The 19,648-nt window shown below is 64.5% G+C and carries 22 protein-coding genes; 12 read left to right on the forward strand and 10 right to left on the reverse strand.

What is annotated here, in order from left to right; all coding sequences use genetic code 11:
- Positions 1 to 56: 56 nt before the first annotated feature.
- The 4 genes from LRX75_RS06435 to LRX75_RS06450 are packed head-to-tail and all read right to left on the reverse strand — an operon-like array spanning position 57 to position 4,992.
- Entirely contained in the window at positions 57 to 2,351 is a 2,295-nt protein-coding gene (locus tag LRX75_RS06435) for a hybrid sensor histidine kinase/response regulator (protein ID WP_231812841.1), read from the reverse strand.
- A gap of 54 nt (positions 2,352 to 2,405) precedes the next feature.
- Complete coding sequence (gene lspA, locus LRX75_RS06440; protein ID WP_231812843.1) at positions 2,406 to 2,933, reverse strand: signal peptidase II; 528 nt, start codon at positions 2,931 to 2,933, stop codon at positions 2,406 to 2,408.
- Positions 2,930 to 3,814 (reverse strand): TrmH family RNA methyltransferase, encoded by an 885-nt coding sequence (locus LRX75_RS06445; protein ID WP_132445935.1) that lies wholly within the window; start codon positions 3,812 to 3,814, stop codon positions 2,930 to 2,932. The genes lspA and LRX75_RS06445 overlap by 4 nt, the downstream gene beginning before the upstream one ends.
- Positions 3,811 to 4,992 (reverse strand): class I SAM-dependent methyltransferase, encoded by a 1,182-nt coding sequence (locus LRX75_RS06450; protein WP_231812845.1) that lies wholly within the window; start codon positions 4,990 to 4,992, stop codon positions 3,811 to 3,813. Before LRX75_RS06450 ends, LRX75_RS06445 begins: the two co-directional genes overlap by 4 nt.
- A gap of 150 nt (positions 4,993 to 5,142) precedes the next feature.
- Here LRX75_RS06450 and LRX75_RS06455 point away from each other — a divergent pair, with 150 nt between their 5' ends.
- Positions 5,143 to 5,598: an SRPBCC family protein gene (locus LRX75_RS06455; RefSeq protein WP_231812847.1), complete on the forward strand. Its 456-nt coding sequence runs from the start codon at positions 5,143 to 5,145 to the stop codon at positions 5,596 to 5,598.
- A 3-nt stretch (positions 5,599 to 5,601) separates the two neighbouring features.
- Here LRX75_RS06455 and LRX75_RS06460 read toward each other — a convergent pair whose 3' ends face one another.
- From LRX75_RS06460 to LRX75_RS06475, 4 genes are all read right to left on the reverse strand, one after another.
- A complete protein-coding gene (locus LRX75_RS06460; protein ID WP_231812848.1) occupies positions 5,602 to 5,997 on the reverse strand; it encodes a DUF1049 domain-containing protein in 396 nt (131 codons plus the stop codon).
- Positions 5,998 to 6,098: 101 nt separating this feature from the next.
- Positions 6,099 to 6,413 (reverse strand): integration host factor subunit beta, encoded by a 315-nt coding sequence (locus LRX75_RS06465; protein ID WP_092931772.1) that lies wholly within the window; start codon positions 6,411 to 6,413, stop codon positions 6,099 to 6,101.
- Between the two features lie 118 nt (positions 6,414 to 6,531).
- The gene (gene sppA, locus LRX75_RS06470) at positions 6,532 to 7,482 is read right to left on the reverse strand and encodes a signal peptide peptidase SppA (protein ID WP_231812850.1); all 951 of its coding nucleotides are present in this window, start codon (positions 7,480 to 7,482) and stop codon (positions 6,532 to 6,534) included.
- A 63-nt stretch (positions 7,483 to 7,545) separates the two neighbouring features.
- Positions 7,546 to 7,704, reverse strand: a complete 159-nt coding sequence (locus LRX75_RS06475; RefSeq protein ID WP_231812852.1) for a hypothetical protein — start codon at positions 7,702 to 7,704, stop codon at positions 7,546 to 7,548.
- Between the two features lie 79 nt (positions 7,705 to 7,783).
- On the opposite strand from LRX75_RS06475, the gene lptC reads away from it, so the two are divergent.
- The 8 genes from lptC to LRX75_RS06515 all read left to right on the forward strand — a co-directional run bounded on the left by lptC (position 7,784) and on the right by LRX75_RS06515 (position 15,631).
- Positions 7,784 to 8,452 carry an LPS export ABC transporter periplasmic protein LptC gene (gene lptC / locus LRX75_RS06480; protein WP_231812854.1) on the forward strand — a complete coding sequence of 223 codons (669 nt, stop codon included), beginning with the start codon at positions 7,784 to 7,786 and terminating at the stop codon, positions 8,450 to 8,452.
- A 15-nt stretch (positions 8,453 to 8,467) separates the two neighbouring features.
- A complete protein-coding gene (locus tag LRX75_RS06485; protein WP_420851158.1) occupies positions 8,468 to 9,037 on the forward strand; it encodes an LptA/OstA family protein in 570 nt (189 codons plus the stop codon).
- Positions 9,038 to 9,096: 59 nt separating this feature from the next.
- Positions 9,097 to 9,888 carry an LPS export ABC transporter ATP-binding protein gene (gene lptB / locus LRX75_RS06490; RefSeq protein WP_231813000.1) on the forward strand — a complete coding sequence of 264 codons (792 nt, stop codon included), beginning with the start codon at positions 9,097 to 9,099 and terminating at the stop codon, positions 9,886 to 9,888.
- Positions 9,889 to 10,388: 500 nt separating this feature from the next.
- The gene (gene rpoN, locus LRX75_RS06495; protein WP_231812856.1) at positions 10,389 to 11,930 is read left to right on the forward strand and encodes an RNA polymerase factor sigma-54; all 1,542 of its coding nucleotides are present in this window, start codon (positions 10,389 to 10,391) and stop codon (positions 11,928 to 11,930) included.
- A 241-nt stretch (positions 11,931 to 12,171) separates the two neighbouring features.
- Positions 12,172 to 12,744, forward strand: coding sequence for a ribosome hibernation-promoting factor, HPF/YfiA family (hpf, locus tag LRX75_RS06500; protein WP_113149337.1), 573 nt, complete (start codon positions 12,172 to 12,174; stop codon positions 12,742 to 12,744).
- Positions 12,745 to 13,006: 262 nt separating this feature from the next.
- Positions 13,007 to 13,471 (forward strand): PTS IIA-like nitrogen regulatory protein PtsN, encoded by a 465-nt coding sequence (gene ptsN, locus LRX75_RS06505; protein ID WP_062595280.1) that lies wholly within the window; start codon positions 13,007 to 13,009, stop codon positions 13,469 to 13,471.
- Between the two features lie 108 nt (positions 13,472 to 13,579).
- The gene (locus LRX75_RS06510) at positions 13,580 to 14,359 is read left to right on the forward strand and encodes an SDR family NAD(P)-dependent oxidoreductase (protein WP_231812858.1); all 780 of its coding nucleotides are present in this window, start codon (positions 13,580 to 13,582) and stop codon (positions 14,357 to 14,359) included.
- Positions 14,360 to 14,395: 36 nt separating this feature from the next.
- Positions 14,396 to 15,631, forward strand: a complete 1,236-nt coding sequence (locus LRX75_RS06515) for a D-arabinono-1,4-lactone oxidase (RefSeq protein WP_231812860.1) — start codon at positions 14,396 to 14,398, stop codon at positions 15,629 to 15,631.
- A 69-nt stretch (positions 15,632 to 15,700) separates the two neighbouring features.
- On the opposite strand, the gene grpE is transcribed toward LRX75_RS06515, so the two are convergent.
- Both grpE and hrcA read right to left on the reverse strand, forming a co-directional pair.
- Positions 15,701 to 16,441 carry a nucleotide exchange factor GrpE gene (grpE, locus tag LRX75_RS06520; protein WP_420851159.1) on the reverse strand — a complete coding sequence of 247 codons (741 nt, stop codon included), beginning with the start codon at positions 16,439 to 16,441 and terminating at the stop codon, positions 15,701 to 15,703.
- A 12-nt stretch (positions 16,442 to 16,453) separates the two neighbouring features.
- Positions 16,454 to 17,536 (reverse strand): heat-inducible transcriptional repressor HrcA, encoded by a 1,083-nt coding sequence (gene hrcA, locus LRX75_RS06525; protein ID WP_231812864.1) that lies wholly within the window; start codon positions 17,534 to 17,536, stop codon positions 16,454 to 16,456.
- A 183-nt stretch (positions 17,537 to 17,719) separates the two neighbouring features.
- Between hrcA and rph the strand changes: the two genes are divergently transcribed.
- From rph to rdgB, 3 genes are all read left to right on the forward strand, one after another.
- A complete protein-coding gene (gene rph / locus LRX75_RS06530) occupies positions 17,720 to 18,436 on the forward strand; it encodes a ribonuclease PH (RefSeq protein ID WP_231812866.1) in 717 nt (238 codons plus the stop codon).
- A gap of 16 nt (positions 18,437 to 18,452) precedes the next feature.
- Positions 18,453 to 18,878 carry a VOC family protein gene (locus LRX75_RS06535; RefSeq protein WP_231812868.1) on the forward strand — a complete coding sequence of 142 codons (426 nt, stop codon included), beginning with the start codon at positions 18,453 to 18,455 and terminating at the stop codon, positions 18,876 to 18,878.
- A gap of 120 nt (positions 18,879 to 18,998) precedes the next feature.
- On the forward strand, positions 18,999 to 19,646 hold the full coding sequence (rdgB, locus tag LRX75_RS06540; RefSeq protein WP_231812870.1) for an RdgB/HAM1 family non-canonical purine NTP pyrophosphatase: 648 nt from the start codon (positions 18,999 to 19,001) through the stop codon (positions 19,644 to 19,646).
- Positions 19,647 to 19,648 lie beyond the last annotated feature (2 nt).

The raw sequence follows: 19,648 nt of genomic DNA on the forward strand, positions 1-19,648 counted from the left end.
CAGGCCTTTAAGCATGTCACTGCAACAAGACCGTGACAAGGCTTGCGAGCCGATCTTTAGCCGGCGATCAATCGGCCGACGAGCGCGATCAGGGATTTGGGATCCGCGGGCTTTGCAAGGACGGCATCCGCACCCGCCTCCAGGAGATCGCGGTGCGTTTCCGGGCGGCGATCCGACGTCTGAACAATGACGGGAAGGTGCGGCGCGCCGTCCGTCAACCGTTCGGAGAGGCGCAGGCGGCGCAGCATAGTCAGCCCGTCGCCATGGGGCATGTGAAGGTCGGTGATCAGGATCTTCGGCGCCTGCCCGCTGCCGAGGGTCTCCGACAGTCCCTGATCGAGAATGTCCTCCATGGCGGCGAAATCCACGACATGGCGCACGGCATGGCCGCCGCGCTCCAGCGTGCTGCGCAGGATCGCGGCATTGACCGGATCGTCCTCGCCCAGAAGCACAGTCGACACGGCGAGCGGCGCAGGCGCGCACGCGGCGTCCGCCGCATCCCTGAGAACGGGACGATTGTCGTTGATCGCGTCGCGAACCTCGATGCCCTTCAGCTGCCCTTTGAGCACCGCCACCAGCGAACGCTCCCGCAGCGGACGGATCAGCCAGGCGTGGAAGCCGTCGGTCTGGTGCAGCGGCTGCTGGATACGCTCTTCCGGATTGACCAGATAGGTTCTGCGCAACGGCAGGGCTTCGAGGTCCGGCCAGTCATCGCAGATCCGCCGGAAGAGAGCCGCGCAGCGATGATCGACGATGATGTCGGTCAGGCGCTCCTCGCTGCCCGCATCCATCGCGATCGAGAGAAAATGACCGGCCTGCTCGATGGTCGAGACGATGCGGCAGCGGCCGCCGAGGGTCTCGATCGTTGCGGCCAGCGCTTCGGAGGCCGGGCCCTTCGGCGCAACGAGAAGGACGCGCGAGGTGGCGAGCGTGCGGGTGCGGGCGGTGGCAAGCGATGCGGCGGAGGCCTTCAGCGGAAAGCGGATCTCGAAGAGGCTGCCCATGCCGAGGCGGCTGGAGACGGTGATATCGCCGCCCAGGGCCCTGACAATGCGACGCGATATGGCCAGGCCAAGACCGGTTCCCCCGGCTTTCGAAGCGGTATCGCCGGCTTGTTCGAACGCATCGAAGATGCGGGACTGGTCGTCCGGCGTCATGCCCGGCCCCGTATCGGTCACGCGCAGCACGAGCGCGCCCTGCTGCTCGGCGCAGCTGACGAGGACGCCGCCGGTGGCTGTGAACTTGACGGCGTTGCCCACCACGTTGAACAGGACCTGCTTCAGCCGGGGACCGTCGATCTGCAGCGTATCGGGCACGTCGGCGGCGATCGTCGAGGCGATCTCGATGCCTTTCGCATGGGCGCGATGCGACAGCATCTCCACCACGCTTTCGACCAGTGGACGCAGGGTCTGGCGTGTCGGGCGCAGCGAAAACCGACCGGCTTCCATGGAGGCGCAATCGAGGAGGTCATCGACGAGCTGAACGAGATCATGACCGGACTGGCGCATGCCGGCGAGATAGTTCGCCTGCTGCGCGCTCAGCCGCGTCTGGTCGAGAAGGTCGCTCATGCCGAGAATGCCGGAAAGCGGCGTGCGGATCTCGTGGCTGACGGTTGCCAGCAGATGGGATTTCGCCTGGCTTTCGGCCTCGACCCGGCGGAGTGCCGCTTCGCTGCTGCGCGCCGCGCTGACATTGTCGGTGATATCCCGCCCGACGCTGACGATACGCAGCGTGCCCGTATCCGCCTCGCGGATCAGCACGTCGTGCCAGTCGAACGAGCGCAGGCCATCTTCGGTTTCGACCTCGACCGTATAGCGGCCGGATGTGCCGGCCGGCCGGAGTTCGAGCCCGAGTGCCGCGCAGCGCTGCCCCTCGGGCGCGGGCGCTTTGGTCAGAGTGCGGAACGTCTCGTTGGCCTCGAGAATGACGCCCCTCGCGTCGCGCAGGATCGCCATGTCGCCCAGCGCATCGTGGATCGCGAACCGCGACATGCTGGCTTCGCGGGCTTCCCACGCCCGGTCGCCGGATCGTTCGGATGGTGCGCCGCCGTCATGCCGGCTGCGGCGTCCGTCGCCGAGGAGTAGCGCCGTGCCGGCCAGGCCGGCCATGGCGAGCCCGACGGGGAGGAGAAGAAGATTTTCCTCCAGACCCGCGGCGATGATACCAGCGGAGGCGAGAAGGCCGGCTGCGGCAAGGGCGGGGCGAAAAGCCGCGATGCGGCTGGTCGCGGGGTTCGTCTCCGTGGCCGCGTGCTCGGGAAAAGGCGTGCGTGGCGCAAGCACCTCCGGCGCTGCGGGATGCCGCGACAGGTTCTCGACGATCTCGCGCTGCAGTTTCGACGGCTCGTTCATGCACGTCGTGTATCACGCAGCCGTTGGAAATGATTTCAGGCGATCGCTCGCATTCTAACGATCGCGTTTTTTTGCCTGCAGGATTTCGTCCAGCACGATCGCGCCGGCCCCCACGGTGATGAAGGCGTCGGCCAGGTTGAAGACCGCGAAGGACCACGTCTCGGTGTAGAACAGGATATAGTCGATGACATAGCCGTAGAGAAACCGGTCGACCAGATTGCCGAGCGCGCCGGCGATGATCATCGCGTAGCCGAGATGGGCGAAGAACCGGTCCTTCGGCGTCCTGCGCCAGAGCCAGAGCACGAAGCCGACCACCACGAGGCGCATGCCGACGATGAACCAGCCCTCCATGCCCGACAGCATGGAGAAGGCGACGCCGTAATTATAGACCCGATAAAGCGCCAGCATGGGGATGACGTGAACGGCCTCCTCCATCGGCAGGTAGGCTTCCACCGCCTGCTTGATCGCCTGGTCGAGCAGAAGGGCGACGATGATGAAGATCGCGATCGGCCAGGGCCGGGAGAACAGGGTCGGGCGCCGGTCAGGCGCGGCGGGCGAGAGAGGCGTCTGGCTTTCGGTCATCCGCGGTCGTCCAGTGTCAGCAGGTGTCGGCGGGCCTCGAAGAGCATGACGCCGGTGGCGATGGCAAGATTGAGCGAATCCGCGCGTCCCGCCTGCGGGATGCGGGCCAGCTTGTCGGCCTTGGCGGCAAGTTCGTCCGGCAGGCCGGCCTGCTCGTTGCCCATGAGGACGACCACCGGGCGGGGGCGGTAATCGATCGTGCGGTAATCGACCGCGCCGGCCAGATGCGTTCCCACAACCATGACGCCCGCCTGCTTCTGCCAGGCAAGGAACTCGGCCACGCTGGCGCGGAACACCGGCACGGCAAAGACCGAGCCCATGGTCGCGCGCACGGTTTCGAGCGAGAAGGGATCCGTCGTCTCGCCGATGAGGATGACGCCGGAGACACCGGCCGCATCCGCCGTGCGGATGATGGTGCCGAGATTGCCGGGATCGCGCACCCTGTCGAGCGCCACATAGGTCTCGTTCGCGCGCGGTTTGATGTCCCTCAAGGTTCCATAGCGCTGCTCGAACACGCCGACGACCATCTGCGGATTGTCGCGGCGGGTGACGGTGGCGATGACCTTTTCGCTGACCTCCAACACGAGGCCGCCCCGGGCCACGGTGCGTGCGGCGATATCATCAACGGGCTTCTTGCCCTTGGCGGCTTTGGCATAGACCAACGTGCGGATGGTCCAGCCGAGTTCGACCGCATCGATCACGAGCTTCAGGCCTTCGGCGATGAAGGTGCCGCTCTCGTCGCGGGCCTTCTTCTGCGTCAGCGCGCGGATGTCCTTGATGATCGGATTGGCGAGGCTCGTGACCTCCTTCACCTGGCCGACCCGGCCTTCGCCACGCCCGACCTGTCCGCGCGGATTGCCGTCGCTATAATCGCTGCTCATTTCGGCACCCATCGGCTGAAGAGAGAGGTGGACAGCGCCCGGCCGGACCCGGCCTCGCCATCCTGTTTCGAACCCGCGGTTTCGCGCAGGATCAGTTCGCCGGACTCGACGACACCACCGCGACCGCGCATGACCTCGCGCATCAGCTCGTGGATCGAATAGAAGCTTGCCCGGATGGAATAGGCCGTGAGAACGAGGCCGCGCGCATCGTCGGACAGGAGTTCCCGGCAGATATCGAGCATGCCGGCGAGATGGTCGAATAGGTGCCAGACCTCGCCGTTCGGACCACGGCCGAACTTCGGCGGATCCGTGAGGATGATGTCGTAACGGCTGCCGCGGCGCTCCTCGCGCTGGATGAATTTCATGGCGTCGTCGCAGATCCAGCGGATCGGCAGGCTCTCGCCCCGGCCGAGCGCCTGATTCTCGCGGCCCCAGCCGATCGCCTTCTTGGAGGCATCGACATGCGTCACCTCCGCCCCGGCCTTTGCCGCAATAAGCGAGGCCACGCCGGTATAGCCGAAGAGGTTCAGCACCTTCAGCGGCCGACCGGCCTCCTCAACCTGCGCCTTCATCCAGCGCCAGTGCGCCAGCTGCTCGGGGAACACGCCGACATGGCGGAAGGAGGTGAAGCGACCGAAGAATTCGGCATCGAGCAGGCGCATCGGCCAGGTCTCGTCGAGCATTTCGCGGGGGAACCGCCAGCGGCCCATCCCGTCTTCATCGGTATCGCCGGTGAAGATCGCGTCCGCCCTGTCCCAGAGCGGAGCCTGCGACTTCGGCCACAAGGCCTGCGCCTCGGGGCGCACGATCGTATAGGGGCCATACTGCTCGAGCTTCAGCGCGTCGCCGCTGTCGATCAGGCGATAATCCGCCTCGCCTGCGGTTTCCAGAATGACGGGCACGCGCTCGGCGGGCTTGTCGCCGGTTCGCGGGCGCATGGTCACGGGCGCGGACGCCTCCTGCCGGGGCTCGGAGGCGGATGGACGCGGCGAGGAGGGCTGCGGCCGGCTCGACGAGCGTTGTCCGTGCGGCTCCTGCGCTGCCGGCTTCGCCCCCGCCTTGAACGGCGGCAAGGCGGCGGCATCCGACCGGGCGGGCCCGGTGTTCGGACCGCTCTTGCGGGAGGGGCCGGATTTCGCCGGTGCCTTGCCGGGCGATCGTCTCTGCTTGTCCTTCAAGGGGCGTCGTTTCCCGTTTCTTCAGCGTGTCGCGTGCAAATAGCACCGCAGCTGCTCTTGGCAAAGCGGTTTCCACCCGTAGATTCCAAGCCGAACGGCGGGAAGGATCGCCGTCCGCCGTGGCACGGCACGAGATCGAGGAGGTTATCCATGAACATGACCGGTGAAGAGCGGATCGCCGCGCCGCGCGACGCCGTCTGGGCAGCGCTCAACGATCCCGCGGTGCTCAAAGGCTGCATTCCCGGCTGCACGCGCCTCGAATGGACCTCGCCGACGACGCTCGATGCGGTGGTCACGGTCAAGTTCGGCTTCATGTCGATGGCGTTTTCGGGCGTCATCACGCTGTCGAACATGAACCCGCCGGAGAGCTATACGATTTCGGGCGAAGGCAAAGGAGGTCTTGCCGGATACGCGAAAGGCGGCGCGGATGTGCGGCTGGTCGAGGATGGCGAGGAGACTATCCTGCATTACGCCATCGTCGCGGATGTGTCCGGGAAGATCGCCTCCCTCGGGTCCAAGCTCGTGCAATCCGGCGCGAACCGGATCGCAAGCCGCTTCTTTTCCGACTTCACCGCAGCCGCCAATGCCAAGGCTGCGGCGGCCTGAGCCTTACTTCTGCTGGGCGGCGATCATCGTCGGCGTCGAGCCCTGGAAGGACGGGCGATCTGTCACGGCGTTCGCTGCCTGGGCGGATACGATCGCCTCCTGCTGCAGGCGGCGCTTCTCGGCCTCCGTGTGCCACTTCAGCGCTTCCTGCGCCTCGACGCGCGAGCGCTTGCGATACTTGCCCTGACCGAACCAGACGGCAGCGGCACCGATGACAAGGCCGAGAATGACGGCGAGAAACAGGAAGACGAAGAAGGGGCCGGAGATCGCGAGAACCGTGTCGGACGGATCGAACGGATTGAAGCCGAGCGTGACCGTCTGCCGGTTGGCGACACACAGCACGACGAGCACGATCCCGAGCGGAACGAGGACGACGATGTTGAGAATTTTACGAAGCATGCGAGCCGGTCTCCGCGTCTATCAGGGCTTGACGACAACATGGGCGGCAAACGTGCCGGGTCAAGATCGGACCGCCATGCACACGGACGGCGACCGCGACATCAATCTTCGTCTTCCTCGTCCACATCCGCGTCGGAGCCCGGGTTCAGCCGCTCGCGCAGCTCCTTGCCGGTCTTGAAGAACGGCACCCATTTTTCCTCGACGAAGACGCTGTCGCCCGTGCGGGGATTGCGGCCCGAGCGCGACGGACGATTCTTGACGGAAAAGGCGCCGAAACCGCGCAGCTCGACGCGGTTGCCCGCCGCCAGCGCGTCCGTAATCTCGTCGAGAACGGCATTGACGATGTTCTCGACATCGCGGTGGTAGAGGTGCGGATTTCGCGCCGCCACGATCTGCACCAGTTCCGACTTGATCACCCTGTGCCCCCTCTTGACGACGCTCTTCGCGATACGCCCGTCATCCGCGGGCAAACGATCGAGATCCATTCGCGAACCGGACACGCCTCAGGGCGGGTTGCCCCGCGCCCGGCGTCTCTCAATCGCGGCCAACCTGCCAAACGGAAACGAGACCGTCAAGAAACAACTTGTCCTGCGCCAGATTTCCCGAAAACGGAAAACCGTCAAATCCCAACGATTTGGCGAAGATTGCGGCCAGCGAGCCCAGCCCGAAGGGCAGCGTCGTCTGCGGCTTTTCCCAATCGACGATCGGCAGGGTATCGGCCACGTCCCGGCTCTTCAAATAGTCCCTTATCTCGCGCTCGCCGCCGAGTTCGTCGATCAGGTTCAGGTCGATGGCCTGCCGCCCGGTGAAAATGCGGCCGTCGCCCAGGCGAAGCGCTTCCTCGCGCGGGATCTCGCGGCGCTCGGCGACGAGATCGACGAACCAGGCATAGCTGTCGTCGATCATCGACTGGATCACGGCCTTCGCCGCGTCGCTCGGCGGATGGAACGGCGACGGCTCGGCCTTCAACGGGGCCGACTTGATCTCCTCGAGCGACACGCCGAGCTTGTCGAGCAGCGTCTTGACCTGCGGATACTGGAAGAGGACGCCGATAGAGCCGGTGATCGAGGTGTCGCCTGCGATGATCCGGTCTCCGGCCAGCGCCACCATGTAGCCCGCGGACGCGGCCAGCGTGCGGACGTCGGACACGACCGGCTTCTTCTCCGCGACCTTGCGGATCGCATCGTAGAGCGTCTCGCCGCCGAAGGTCGAGCCGCCCGGCGAATTGATGCTGACGATCAGACCCTTGACCTGATCGGCCTTCGCGATGCGGTCGAGCCGTTCGATCAGCTCGCGATCGTCGAGGATGACGCCGGAGATGGTGACGCGCGCGACCTGGCTTGCGCCGAGCACGCCCGAGCGCGACTGCGCGATGCCGACATAGGCACCGACGGCGACGAGCACGATGAGGCCGATCGCCACGAGGCGCCAGAAGCCGAGCTTGCGACGAAGCTGCCGCCGATCGACGAATGCAAGAGGATCCATTCCACACTTCCCTGTTCGGCACACGGCAGGATACGCCGGCGCCGTCTGTTCCGACCACGACTCCTACTGCATAAACATGCGATCCGGTATCGGCGCGCATGCAAAAATTCGACCGGTGTCCATCGGCAATGCCAGGCTTTCAGACAGGCCCGGCCGACGCTCGTCCGCTTCCACGACAAAGAATTTCAAGCCTCCATTGTACGGCGACATAAAAATCTCCATATTCGCGCTTCTTGACACCATCGGCGGACGCAGCACGGACCTCGGCTTCGTCATCGCCCCTGGACATACGGAACCGCTCATGGCGAACGATGTGCATTTTCCCGGCGCCCTGCCGCATACGGGGCCGACGGTCAACGACGCCTATGAACGGGCCGCGCGGCATTCACGCCGGGTCAAGCGGCTGAAGATCGTTCTGCCGATCATCGCCGTCGTCATCGCCGTGATCTTCGCTGCCGTCTCCATCGTGCGCACCATGCTGCCGGAGGAACTGCACATCGAGAACGCGACCATCGAGAACGGCAAGATCGTCATGCAGAATCCCGCGATATCGGGACGCAACAAGCAGGACATCAGCTATTCGATGAAGGCCGAGCGGGCGCTGCAGGACATCGCCAATCCGGACCTCATCACGCTCGAGAAGATCCACGCGGAGATGCCGGTCAACGACAAGACGATCGCGACCGTGAATGCGACGAGCGGCCTTTACGACCGCGGCGGCAATACGCTCGACATGAACGCGCCCTTTACCATCTCCATGAACAATGGCGTCATCGCCGATTTCCAGTCCGCCTATCTGGATATCAATGCCGGCGAGATGCAGAGCAGGAAGCCGATTGCCATCCGGATGTCGGGTGGCTCGATTGTTGCGCAAGAGATGAGAATGACGGATAAAGGGCGGGTTATCTCCTTTGAAGGCATGGTGAAGGTCGTCGTCGAGCCGAGCACCATACGCAAGAACGCAAATTAGGACCCGGTGCCATCCATGTCGACCCTCCATGCCTCCTTCCCTCGTCGCAGCCCCTCCCTCGTCGGCATTCTCGCGGCATCGCTCGCCTGTCTCTGCCTGACCATCGCCCCGGCTTCTGCCCAGCAGAAAAGCCGGATGAGCGGCATGAAGCTGTCCAACGACCAGCCGATCCAGATCGAGAGCGACAAGCTGGAGATCAAGGACCCCGAGAGCAAGGCGATCTTCACCGGCAACGTGAAGGTCGTGCAGGGCGCAACGACGCTGCAGGCGGGCAGCATGGTCGTCTATTACAAGTCCGGCGGCGGCTCGATTTCGGGCGGCAATGCCGAGATCGACCGGATCGAGGTCGACAACAAGGTCTTCCTGCAGTCGGGCACGCAGCAGGCGACGGCCGATAGCGGCCAGTTCAATATGGCGGCGCAGACGCTGGTGCTCAAGGGCAAGCAGGTCGTGCTGTCGGAGGGCAAGAACGTCTTCAGCGGTTGCCAGCTCAATGTGCAGATGGAAACCGGAGAGGCCCAGCTGGATTCCTGCGGCGGCCGCGTCCAGATCCAGCTCGATCCGAAATCCCAGAAGACCAACTGACGCAGCCCCAGATCGTGAACATTTCCTTCAAGCGCAAGCGCGGCGGCGAGCCGGCCGACATCTCCCATGCCAAGGATCCCGGCACCGCCGTCTTCGATGACCGGTCGGCGGAGGACAAGGCGCGCTACGACGGCACGCTGATCGCACGCGGCCTGACCAAGAGCTATCGCGACCGCAGGGTGGTGAACGGCGTTTCCCTGGTCGTGCGGCGCGGTGAGGCCGTCGGCCTGCTGGGGCCGAACGGCGCCGGCAAGACCACCTGTTTCTACATGATCACCGGGCTCGTCCCGGTCGACGAAGGCAGCATCGAAATCAACGGCAACGACGTCACGTCGATGCCGATGTATCGTCGGGCCCGCCTCGGCGTTGGCTACCTGCCGCAGGAAGCCTCGATCTTTCGCGGGCTGTCGGTCGAGGACAATATCCGCGCCGTTCTGGAACTGCATGAACCGAAGCGTGCGACACAGGATGCCAAGCTGAACGCGCTGCTCGACGAATTCAACATCACGCATCTGCGCAAGGCGGCGGCGATCTCGCTTTCGGGCGGCGAGCGGCGGCGGCTGGAAATCGCCCGTGCGCTGGCGACGGACCCGACCTTCATGTTGCTCGACGAGCCGTTTGCCGGCGTCGACCCGATTTCGGTTGCCGACATTCAGGCGCTGGTCCGCCACCTCACCTCGCGCGGCATCGGCGTGCTGATCACGGACCACAATGTCCGCGAGACGCTCGGTCTCATCGACCGCGCCTACATCATCCATGCGGGCGAGGTGCTGACCCACGGGCGTGCCAACGACATCGTCAACAATCCGGATGTGCGCCGGCTCTATCTCGGCGATAATTTCAGCCTTTAGAGCTCCGAGCGTCGCGAACGCGGGAGTGTTTGATGGGCGCGCTCGACAAGCTGCGCACCTCGCCCCTTGACGTCGCCAGGGGATTGCGCGACGTTCGACCATCGATGCCGCGGGGGGCCGCGCCATCGGAACGACGCATTTTCCGACGCTTGCCGCTGCCCCGACAGCCTTACCGGTGTGTTAACGGCATCGCCGATCCTGATGCAGGGCAGGGCACGCGACCGTCTGCTCTGCCGCTTCTTCCGGCAGGATGCATTTCGCAACGGCAATTCTATCAAATTTACGACAGCCGCTTGACCAAACCTTTTTAATAAGCAATTTTCGGGCCAGTTGATGAAACGGGCCAAGATTTCGCGTCAGAGCGAGCAACATGCCGGCCGTCCGGAACGTTGCGCGTCGTCCTCGACGACACCGATATGGCTCCATCGCTTTGAGCTGATGCAGAGGTCGCGAGGCCGTTTCCGGTCTTGAGATGTCTGCGGTAGGGGAGTTTTGCGTTCATGGCACTTTCGGCCAGCCTGTATCTGCGCCAGTCCCAGACCCTGGCCATGACGCCACAGCTGATGCAATCGATCCAGCTGTTGCAGATGACGCATTTCGAGCTGACGCAGTTCATCGAGCAGGAAGTCGAGAAGAATCCTCTCCTGGAATTCGTCTCCGAGGCCGACCAGCCGGGCGACAGCGTGCGCGAGGACATGCCGTCCGACAGCCGGGAGACGGACGACTTCTCCGGCATGACCGACGTCTATGACGGCACAACGCGCGACGACTCCCTGCGCATGAGCGAGACGCTCGACGCCAATTTCGAAAACGTCTTCCCGGACGACACGACCCCGCAGCGCGCCGACGCGCCGGAACTGCTCAGCCAGTGGAAGTCCATGTCCGGCGGGGGCGACGGGGAGAGCAGTGAGGGCTACGACCTCGAAGACTTCGTTGCCAACCGGCTCACCCTGCGCGACGTCCTGAACGAGCAGCTGATCCTCAGCATTCACGGCGCCCGCGACCGGCTGATCGCGCAGACGCTGATCGACCAGCTGGATGATGCGGGCTACCTGCACGCCGACACAACCGAGACGGCGGAACAGCTCGGCTGCACGGTAGGCGATGTCGAGGCCGTGCTCGCCACCTTGCAGCGCTTCGATCCGCCCGGCGTGTTCGCCCGGAGCCTGAGCGAGTGTCTGGCGATCCAGCTGCGCCAGAAGAACCGGCTCGACCCGGCGATGTCGGCACTGATCGGCAATCTGGAATTGCTCGCACGGCGGGATTTCGCCACGCTGAAGAAGCTTTGTGGCGTCGATGAGGAAGATCTGATCGACATGCTGGGCGAGATCCGCAAGCTCGACCCGAAGCCCGGCACCAGCTTCGAGATGTCGCCCTGCGAGGCGATCGTGCCGGATATCGTGGTGCGCGCCGCGCCGGACGGCACCTGGGCCGTGGAGCTCAATCCGGAGACGCTGCCCCGCGTGCTCGTCAATCAGGTCTATTACACCACGGTGTCGCGTCATGCGCCGAAGAACAGCGGCGACCATGCCTTCCTGTCGGAGTGCCTGCAGACCGCCAACTGGCTGACCCGCAGCCTCGACCAGCGCGCCAAGACCATCATGAAGGTGGCGACCGAGATCGTGCGCCAGCAGGATGCCTTTCTCGTCAACGGCGTCGATCACCTGCGGCCGCTCAACCTCAAGACCATCGCCGATGCGATCAAGATGCACGAGTCGACCGTCAGCCGCGTGACCTCCAACAAATACATGCTGACGCCGCGCGGTCTGTTCGAGCTGAAATATTTCTTCACCGTCTCGATCGGCTCGGCCGAGGGCGGAGACGGGCATTCGGCGGAATCGGTGCGCCACCGCATCCGCAACATGATCGTACTGGAAAGCCCCGAGGCCGTGCTGTCGGACGACGACATCGTGGAGATCCTGAAGAAGGGCGGTGTCGATCTCGCGCGCCGGACGGTCGCAAAATATCGTGAAGCCATGAACATCCCCTCATCCGTGCAGCGCCGGCGCGAAAAGCGCGCCATGGCAAAGGTTTCCGCCTGAAAGGTGGGCCGGGGCGGGTGCACTGCAGCACCGGCAACACGCAAAGGATGTTAAGCTTTCATTGACATTTATCGGCAGCCCGCTTATAGGGCGCGCCGACAGTCACGAAAGATGGGCTCCTTTTTCCCCTCCCCTGACGCTGCCGATCACGCGCAAAGTGAAAACGGCTGCGTGAAACGCTTGGAGGTAGGAGGCGCTTGGAATAAACTGGACACGCAAATCATGAAAGAGAGGAAACTCCATGAGTGTGCGTGTATCCGGTAAACATATGGAAATCGGCGAGAGCTTTCGTCTTCGAATCGAGGACCAGATCGCTCAGGCGGTCACCAAGTATTTTGACGGAGGGTATTCGAGCCAGGTCACCGTGGTGAAGTCGGGACCGCGTTTCAGCGCGGACTGCATGATCCACCTCGACACGGGCGCTACGTTGCATGCGAACGGCGAGGCTTCCGAGCCGCAGGCCGCTTTCGACGCAGCATCGGAACGGATCTCAAAGCGCATTCGGCGGTACAAGCGCAGGCTGAAGGATCACCACAACGGCAATGGTCATGCGGGCCTCGAAGTCGCCTACACCGTGATGGACTCGGTGCCGGACGAAGAGGACGAGCTGCCGGAGGATTACGCACCGACCATCGTTGCGGAGAGCTCCAAGCAGATCCGGACCATGTCGGTCGCGAATGCCGTCATGGCACTCGACATGACGGACAATCCGGTGCTGATGTTCCGCAATCCCGGCAATGACGAACTCAATATCGTCTATCGCCGGACGGACGGGAATATCGGCTGGATCGACGCCGCCAGCATGAAGAGCTGACGCAAGGGACGGAGCGCCGCTTCGCGATCGCCTGCAGAGGCGGCCGGATGGCGCATGAAACAGAGACCGAACCTGCCCGGAACGCTTGCGTCCCGAGGCAGACGGTCAGGACAAGCGAGGCGGTGCGCGAGAAGCGGCCGCCTCGTTGATCGACGGTGAACGGCTGGCACGGGGATGAAGCCTGTCGGGCATCGAGGGAAATGGGCCGCAGGGCCGGCACGTCGTGCCGCCCGACGCGACCCTGTCAACAAGGTAAGACACAATGGCATTGGCAGGTCTGCTGCAGCAAGATGCGATATTTCCGACCCTTCGGGTCCAGTCCAAGAAGCAGCTGCTTCAGGAGCTGGCCATCAAGGCTTCCAAGCTGACCGGCCTGCCCGAGCGCGAGATCTTCGACGTCATCCTGCAGCGCGAGCGGCTGGGTTCGACGGGCGTCGGCAACGGTATCGCCATTCCGCACGGCAAGCTGCCCGGCGTCACCGCGATCGTCGGCATTTTCGCACGGCTGGAAACGCCGGTGGATTTCGAGGCTCTGGACGACCAGCCGGTCGATCTCGTCTTCCTGCTGCTCGCCCCGGAAGGGGCTGGCGCCGACCACCTGAAGGCGCTGTCGCGGATCGCCCGCGTGCTGCGCGACCCGGACATGGTCGCCCGCCTGCGCGGCACCGAGTCCGCCTCGGCCATCTATACCTTCCTCAGCGACGACCAGACCTCCAACGCCGCCTGATCGCGACCCCGTGTCAGCGGATCTTTTCCGGCAATCCCTGCAGGTTGATATCGACAGCGCCCGGCTGCGGGTGAATACTCCCGTTCGACACACGGGAGACGATCGCGCATGGGCGGAACAGGTTCGGGACGATTGGCGGGCAAGATTGCCCTGATCAGTGGCGGCGCCGGCGGCTGCGGCCTTGCAGCATCCGAGCTTTTCGCTCGGGAAGGCGCGAAGGTCGGCATCGTCGACCTGCCATCGAGCCGCGGCGAAGAGGTTGCCGCGGGCATCCGGGCCGCGGGTGGCGAGGCGATTTTCGCCCCGGCCGACGTGTCCGTGTCCCGCGATGTCACCGAAGCCGTCAAGGCCGTGGAAGCCGCTTTCGGGGCCATCACCGTCCTCTTCAACCATGCCGGCATCCTGGCCGTCGGGCCGTTTCTCGAAACCGAAGACGACGAGTGGGACCGGCTGATGGCCGTCAATGTCCGCTCCATGTTCCTGATGACCAAGGCGGTGCTGCCGGGCATGATCGCGGCCGGCGGCGGCAGCATCGTGTCCACCTCCTCCATCTCGGCCGTCGCCGCAACGCCGATGGAAGTGCTTTACGACACGACCAAGGGCGCCTGCCACATGTTTGCGCGCGCCATCGCCGTGGAGTTCCGCGACCGCAATATCCGCTCCAACGCCGTCTGCCCCGGCTTCATCGCCACCGACCACGGCAAGCGCGAACTGGTGGGCCTTGCCAAGTACGGCATCGATGTCTCGGATGCGGCCATTGCCGCCCAGCAGGGGCGCCTCTGCGAGCCGATCGAGGTGGCACGCGCCGCCTTGTTTCTTGCCAGCGACGAGGCGAGCTTCATCAACGGCACCCATCTTTTCGTGGACAATTGTTTTACGGCGGTCTGATCCGCGCTTTCTCATCGGTCACAGGAGGCAGGCAGCATGATGGAAGCGGGCGGACACTGGCGCAACTGGGTGGGAAACCAGTCCTGTATCGTGCGGCACCGGGGTGCACCCACCAGCGAGGATGCGCTGTCCGCCATGGTGCGCGAGGCGACCTCGAACGGGCTGGCCGTGCGGTGCGCCGGGTCCGGCCACTCGTTCACGCCGGTGGCGCTGACCAGCGGCCTGCATCTGACCCTCTCCTCGCTGCAGGGTATCACCCATATCGATCACGACCGCAAACGCGTGTCGGCCCATGCCGGCACCACCATCAACCAGCTTGGCAAGGCGCTGAAGCAGGTGGGCCTGTCGACCAGCAATCAGGGCGATATCGACAGCCAGGCGCTGGCGGGCGCGCTGACGACCGGCACGCACGGCACAGGCCTTTCGCTCGGCAATCTCGCCTCGCAGATCGTCGGCCTGCGGCTGGTGCAGCCCGACGGCAGCATCCTTGCCATCGACGACACGCAGCCCGACATGCTTAATGCCGCCCGCGTCTCCATCGGCATGCTGGGCGTGATCTCGGAGATCACGCTGCAGGTGATGGACAGCTACAATCTGCATGAAAAGCTCTGGCGCTGCACCTTCGAGGAATGCATGGAGCGCCATGACGAGCTGGCGGCCGGCCACCGGCATTTCGGCTTCTTCTGGTGCCCGGTGCCGGAAAGCCGGCACTGCTACTGCCTGCCGGACACCGCGTCTGTCTCGACCACCGACAGCCTGTCGGATGTCTGCGAGATGAAGACCATCGACATCACCGACCGGCCGCCGATGGAAAGCGCGTTCGAGAAGATCGCCTATTCCTCGGAAATCTACCCGATCGAATATGTGCCGAACTTTCACGAGCTCGAATATGCGGTGCCGCTGCGCTACGGCAAGCAGGCCTGCCGCGAGGTGCGCAAGCTGATGCTGGAAAAGCACCCGACCTGCATCTATCCGATCGAGTACCGCTTCACCGCCGGCGATGGCGGCTGGATCAGCCCGTTCTACGAACAGGACTCCATCACGCTCTCGGTTTCGGGCCAGCCGGGGACGGATTACTGGAATTACCTGAAGGACGTCGACGATATCCTGCGCCAGTTCGGCTCGCGCCCGCACTGGGGCAAGCTGCATTTTCTGGGCAGCGAGGATGTGACGGCGCTTTATCCCCGCGCCGGGGACTTCCGCGCCTTGCGGGAAAAGCTCGATCCCGGTGGCGTGTTTCTGAACGACCACCTGCGACAGTTGTTCGGGTAGGCCAGAGAGCGTCTGCGTGGCAGACAGGATGCCGGAGAGGCTTTCCCCCTCCCCGGCATTCCTCGATGATCAGCTGGCCGAGGCTTCGCCTGCGGCTGCAGCGACCTTCGGGCCGCCCTTGGCGACGCCGACCATGGCAGGACGCAGGACGCGCTCGCCGATCGTGAAGCCGGCCTGGACGACCTGGACGACCGTGTTGTGCGGCACGTCGGGGTTCGGGATTTCGAACATGGCCTGGTGGAAGTTCGGGTCGAACTTCTGGCCTTCCGGCTCCAGCTTGCGAACGCCGTGGCGCTCGAGAGCCGAGAGCATGGACCGCTCGGTCAGCTCGACACCTTCGATCAGCGTGCTGAGACCCGCATTGGCACCGGCCCGCACGTCGGCGGGAATGGCATCCAGGGCGCGACGGAGATTGTCGGACACGGCCAGCATGTCGCGGGCAAAGCCTGCGACGGAGTAGGACTTGGCGTCCTTGACCTCGCGCTCCGTGCGACGGCGCAGATTGTCCATGTCGGCGGCCAGCCGCATGTAACGGTCACGGAAATCGGCCGCTTCCGCCCGTGCAGCCTCCAGCGCCTCGGATTCGGCCTGCGCCGCCTCATCGGCATCTTCAAACATGTCTTGCACATCTGCCTCGGCCGGCGTGACGATGTCTTCCGCCGGCTTGCTGGCTTCGGCACCGTGTTTGTTCGTTTCGTCGGTCATGACGTCTCCGCATTCAGGATCGTTTCGGGAATTTGATGCCGATATCGAGGTTCGGGCGCCAAAAATCAAGGGTCGTCGCGCCCGATCGCCCGCCGCCCCGGGCATCGACGGGGCAGCCTATCGTGAAAGGCGCGACATGAGCTGCGCCGTATAGTCCACCATCGGCACGATCCGCGCGTAATTCAGCCGCGTCGGGCCGATGACGCCGACCGCACCGATGATCCGGTCGTCGCCATCCTTGTAAGGCGCGACGATCAGCGACGAGCCGGACAGCGAGAACAGCTTGTTCTCCGAGCCGATGAAAATCCGCACGCCCGGCCCCGTCTCCGCGAGACTGAGAAGCTCGATCATGCTGTCCTTTTTCTCGAGGTCGTCGAACAGCATGCGCAGCCGATCGATGTCCTCCGCACCGGCAAGGCCTTCGAGCAAATTGGCACGCCCGCGGACGATCAGCTGCGTGGGGTTCTTGTCGTCGGCATCGCCGCCGGACCAGCTGGCAAGGCCGCGCTCGACCAGATCCTGCGACAGCACGTCGAGTTCGGTGCGGACCGTCTCCTTGACCTTCTGCAGCTGCCCGCGCACCTCGGCGAGCGTCTGGCCGGCCAGATGCGCATTCAGAAAATTCGCCGCTTCCGTCAGCTGCGAACTCGTGACGCCGGCGGGAAGCTCGATGATGCGGTTTTCGACCTGATCGTGCTCGCCGACCAGCACCGCCAAAGCCTTGGTGGGGGCAAGGCGCATAAATTCGACATGCTTGAGCACCGGATCGTTCTTCGCCGTGATGACGAGGCCGGCGCCCCGCGACATGCCGGACAGGACCTGGCTGGCGACGTTGAACAGCTGTTCCACCGGCTGGTCCCGGTCGCTGCGCCGCACCTGCCGGTCGATCGAGGCGCGGTCTTCGGCCGAGAGATTGCCGACCTGCATGAAGGCGTCCACGAAGAAGCGCAACCCGATCTGCGTCGGCAGGCGCCCGGCGCTGACATGCGGCGAATAGATGAGGCCCAGTTCCTCGAGGTCGCTCATGACGTTGCGCACCGAGGCCGGCGAAAGCGACATCGGCAGGAGCCGCGACAGGCTGCGGGAGCCCAGCGGCTCGCCACTGTCCAGATAGCTTTCGACGATGCGGCGGAAAACCTCGCCGGAGCGCTCGTCGAGGGCCGAGAGCCTCTCGCGCATTGCCGATGTCAGCGCCGCCATTTCGGCGGATCGTTCCTTTTGTGCCATGGCTGAAATATAGTGAGAGGGCGTCGGATCGACAAAGGGAAAATTGGCGTTCGAGGCCCGGCACGCGACTTTGACCGCGGTATTTCGCTGCTCGCATTTCCTTTGCGCGGCAACATAGGCTAGAAGGCACGCAAGCTTAAGACCAAGGAGTCCACGATGCGGCCGTCCGGCAGAAAAACAGATCAGATGCGCAAGGTTACCTTCGAGCGCAATGTCTCCAAGCATGCCGAAGGCTCCTGCCTGGTCAAGTTTGGCGATACGCATGTGCTCTGCACGGCGAGCCTCGAGGAAAAAACGCCGCCATGGCTGCGCAACAGCGGCAAGGGCTGGGTGACCGCGGAGTATGGCATGTTGCCCCGCGCGACCGGCGACCGCATGAAGCGCGAGGCCGCAACCGGCAAGCAGAGCGGCCGCACGCAGGAAATCCAGCGTCTCATCGGCCGCTCGCTGCGCTCGGTCGTCGATCTGCAGGCGCTGGGCGAACGCCAGATCTCGCTGGACTGCGACGTGATCCAGGCCGATGGCGGCACCCGCACGGCGTCGATCACCGGCGCATGGATCGCGCTGCACGACTGCCTGAAGTGGATGGAAGCGCGCAACATGACGAAGGTCGATCGCGTTTTGAAGGATCATGTCGCGGCGATTTCCTGCGGTATCTTCGCCGATCAGGCCGTGATCGATCTCGATTATCTCGAAGACAGCGCCGCCGAAACGGATGCGAACTTCGTTATGACCGGGTCCGGCGGCATCGTGGAAATTCAGGGTACGGCCGAAGGCAAGCCCTTCTCCGAAGCCGAATTCGCGAGCCTCATGGGGCTGGCGAAGAACGGCATCTCGGAACTGGTCGCCCTGCAGAAGCAGACGATCGCGTAACGACGGAGGCCAAGCGGTGGCGGGACGGACGCAGGCTCTCGAAGGCATTCTGGAAACGGCGCTCTATGCCGCGGATCTGGATGCCGCCGACCGCTTTTATGGCGACGTGCTCGGTCTGGAGCGCATCGCCCGGGTCGATGGCCGCCATGTGTTTTTTCGTTGCGGACAGAGCGTGCTTCTGATCTTTAACCCGGCCGAGACCCTGAAGCCGGCCGGAGGCGATGCCCTGCCTGTCCCGACGCACGGGACGACCGGCCCCGGGCATGCCTGCTTCCGCGTGTCGCGCGACCAGCTGAACGCCCTGCGGGAGAGACTTGCGGCGGACGGCGTGATCATCGAAAGTGACATCACCTGGCCGACGGGTGCGCGATCCTTCTATTTTCGCGATCCGGCCGGCAACAGCCTGGAATGCGCCGAACCGGGCCTCTGGTCCATCGCCTGAACCGTCTTCTGCCTGCCGTGCGTCGCCCGATCGCCTTCACCCGGATCGGACGACCCATTTTCACCGACCCCTGTTTCCGCGGCGTTTCGACGTCCTCCGGTTCACCCTTCGAGACCCACCATGACACGCACGCTTGACGACAAGACCCTGATCGTCGCCAGCCACAATGCCGGCAAGATCCGCGAAATCCGCGACCTGATCGGCCCGCTCGGCTTCTCCGCCAAATCCGCCGCCGACCTCGACTTCATCGAACCCGACGAGACCGGCACGACATTTGAGGAGAACGCGACCATCAAGGCGCTCGCCTCCGCACAGGCCTCCGGCCTGCCGGCCCTCTCCGACGACTCCGGTCTGGTCGTGGATGCCCTGAACGGCGATCCGGGCGTCTACACCGCGAACTGGGCGGAGACCGCCGACGGGACGCGCGACTTCGCCATGGCCATGCACAAGGTCGAAGTGGCCCTGCAGGCGGCGGGCGCGACGACACCGGCGTCACGCTCCGCCCGCTTCGTCTCCGTGCTCTGCCTTGCCTGGCCGGACGGGCATGTGGAGCTTTTTCGCGGCGAGGTGGAGGGCACCGTGGTGTGGCCGCCGCGCGGCAGCCAGGGTTTTGGCTATGATCCGGTCTTCCAGCCGAAGGGCCACGAGCGCACTTTCGGCGAGATGAGCGCGGAGGAGAAGCATGGCTGGAAGCCGGGCGACGCCAACGCCCTTTCCCATCGCGCCCGCGCCTTCAAGGTGTTTGCCGAGAGCTGCCTCGGCGCCTGACG

It is taken from the genome of Rhizobium quercicola (genome assembly GCF_021168455.1).
Lineage (GTDB): Bacteria > Pseudomonadota > Alphaproteobacteria > Rhizobiales > Rhizobiaceae > Ferranicluibacter > Ferranicluibacter quercicola.

Excerpts from the sequence above, each read along its gene's own strand:
- LRX75_RS06435 (WP_231812841.1), bottom strand. The coding sequence starts at position 2,351 with ATGAACGAGCCGTCGAAACTGCAGCGCGAGATCGTCGAGAACCTGTCG.
- lspA (WP_231812843.1), bottom strand. The coding sequence starts at position 2,933 with ATGACCGAAAGCCAGACGCCTCTCTCGCCCGCCGCGCCTGACCGGCGC.
- LRX75_RS06445 (WP_132445935.1), bottom strand. The coding sequence starts at position 3,814 with ATGAGCAGCGATTATAGCGACGGCAATCCGCGCGGACAGGTCGGGCGT.
- LRX75_RS06455 (WP_231812847.1), top strand. The coding sequence starts at position 5,143 with ATGAACATGACCGGTGAAGAGCGGATCGCCGCGCCGCGCGACGCCGTC.
- LRX75_RS06460 (WP_231812848.1), bottom strand. The coding sequence starts at position 5,997 with ATGCTTCGTAAAATTCTCAACATCGTCGTCCTCGTTCCGCTCGGGATC.
- sppA (WP_231812850.1), bottom strand. The coding sequence starts at position 7,482 with ATGGATCCTCTTGCATTCGTCGATCGGCGGCAGCTTCGTCGCAAGCTC.
- LRX75_RS06475 (WP_231812852.1), bottom strand. The coding sequence starts at position 7,704 with ATGGAGATTTTTATGTCGCCGTACAATGGAGGCTTGAAATTCTTTGTC.
- lptC (WP_231812854.1), top strand. The coding sequence starts at position 7,784 with ATGGCGAACGATGTGCATTTTCCCGGCGCCCTGCCGCATACGGGGCCG.
- LRX75_RS06485 (WP_420851158.1), top strand. The coding sequence starts at position 8,468 with ATGTCGACCCTCCATGCCTCCTTCCCTCGTCGCAGCCCCTCCCTCGTC.
- rpoN (WP_231812856.1), top strand. The coding sequence starts at position 10,389 with ATGGCACTTTCGGCCAGCCTGTATCTGCGCCAGTCCCAGACCCTGGCC.
- hpf (WP_113149337.1), top strand. The coding sequence starts at position 12,172 with ATGAGTGTGCGTGTATCCGGTAAACATATGGAAATCGGCGAGAGCTTT.
- ptsN (WP_062595280.1), top strand. The coding sequence starts at position 13,007 with ATGGCATTGGCAGGTCTGCTGCAGCAAGATGCGATATTTCCGACCCTT.
- LRX75_RS06510 (WP_231812858.1), top strand. The coding sequence starts at position 13,580 with ATGGGCGGAACAGGTTCGGGACGATTGGCGGGCAAGATTGCCCTGATC.
- LRX75_RS06515 (WP_231812860.1), top strand. The coding sequence starts at position 14,396 with ATGATGGAAGCGGGCGGACACTGGCGCAACTGGGTGGGAAACCAGTCC.
- grpE (WP_420851159.1), bottom strand. The coding sequence starts at position 16,441 with ATGCCCGGGGCGGCGGGCGATCGGGCGCGACGACCCTTGATTTTTGGC.
- hrcA (WP_231812864.1), bottom strand. The coding sequence starts at position 17,536 with ATGGCGGCGCTGACATCGGCAATGCGCGAGAGGCTCTCGGCCCTCGAC.
- rph (WP_231812866.1), top strand. The coding sequence starts at position 17,720 with ATGCGGCCGTCCGGCAGAAAAACAGATCAGATGCGCAAGGTTACCTTC.
- rdgB (WP_231812870.1), top strand. The coding sequence starts at position 18,999 with ATGACACGCACGCTTGACGACAAGACCCTGATCGTCGCCAGCCACAAT.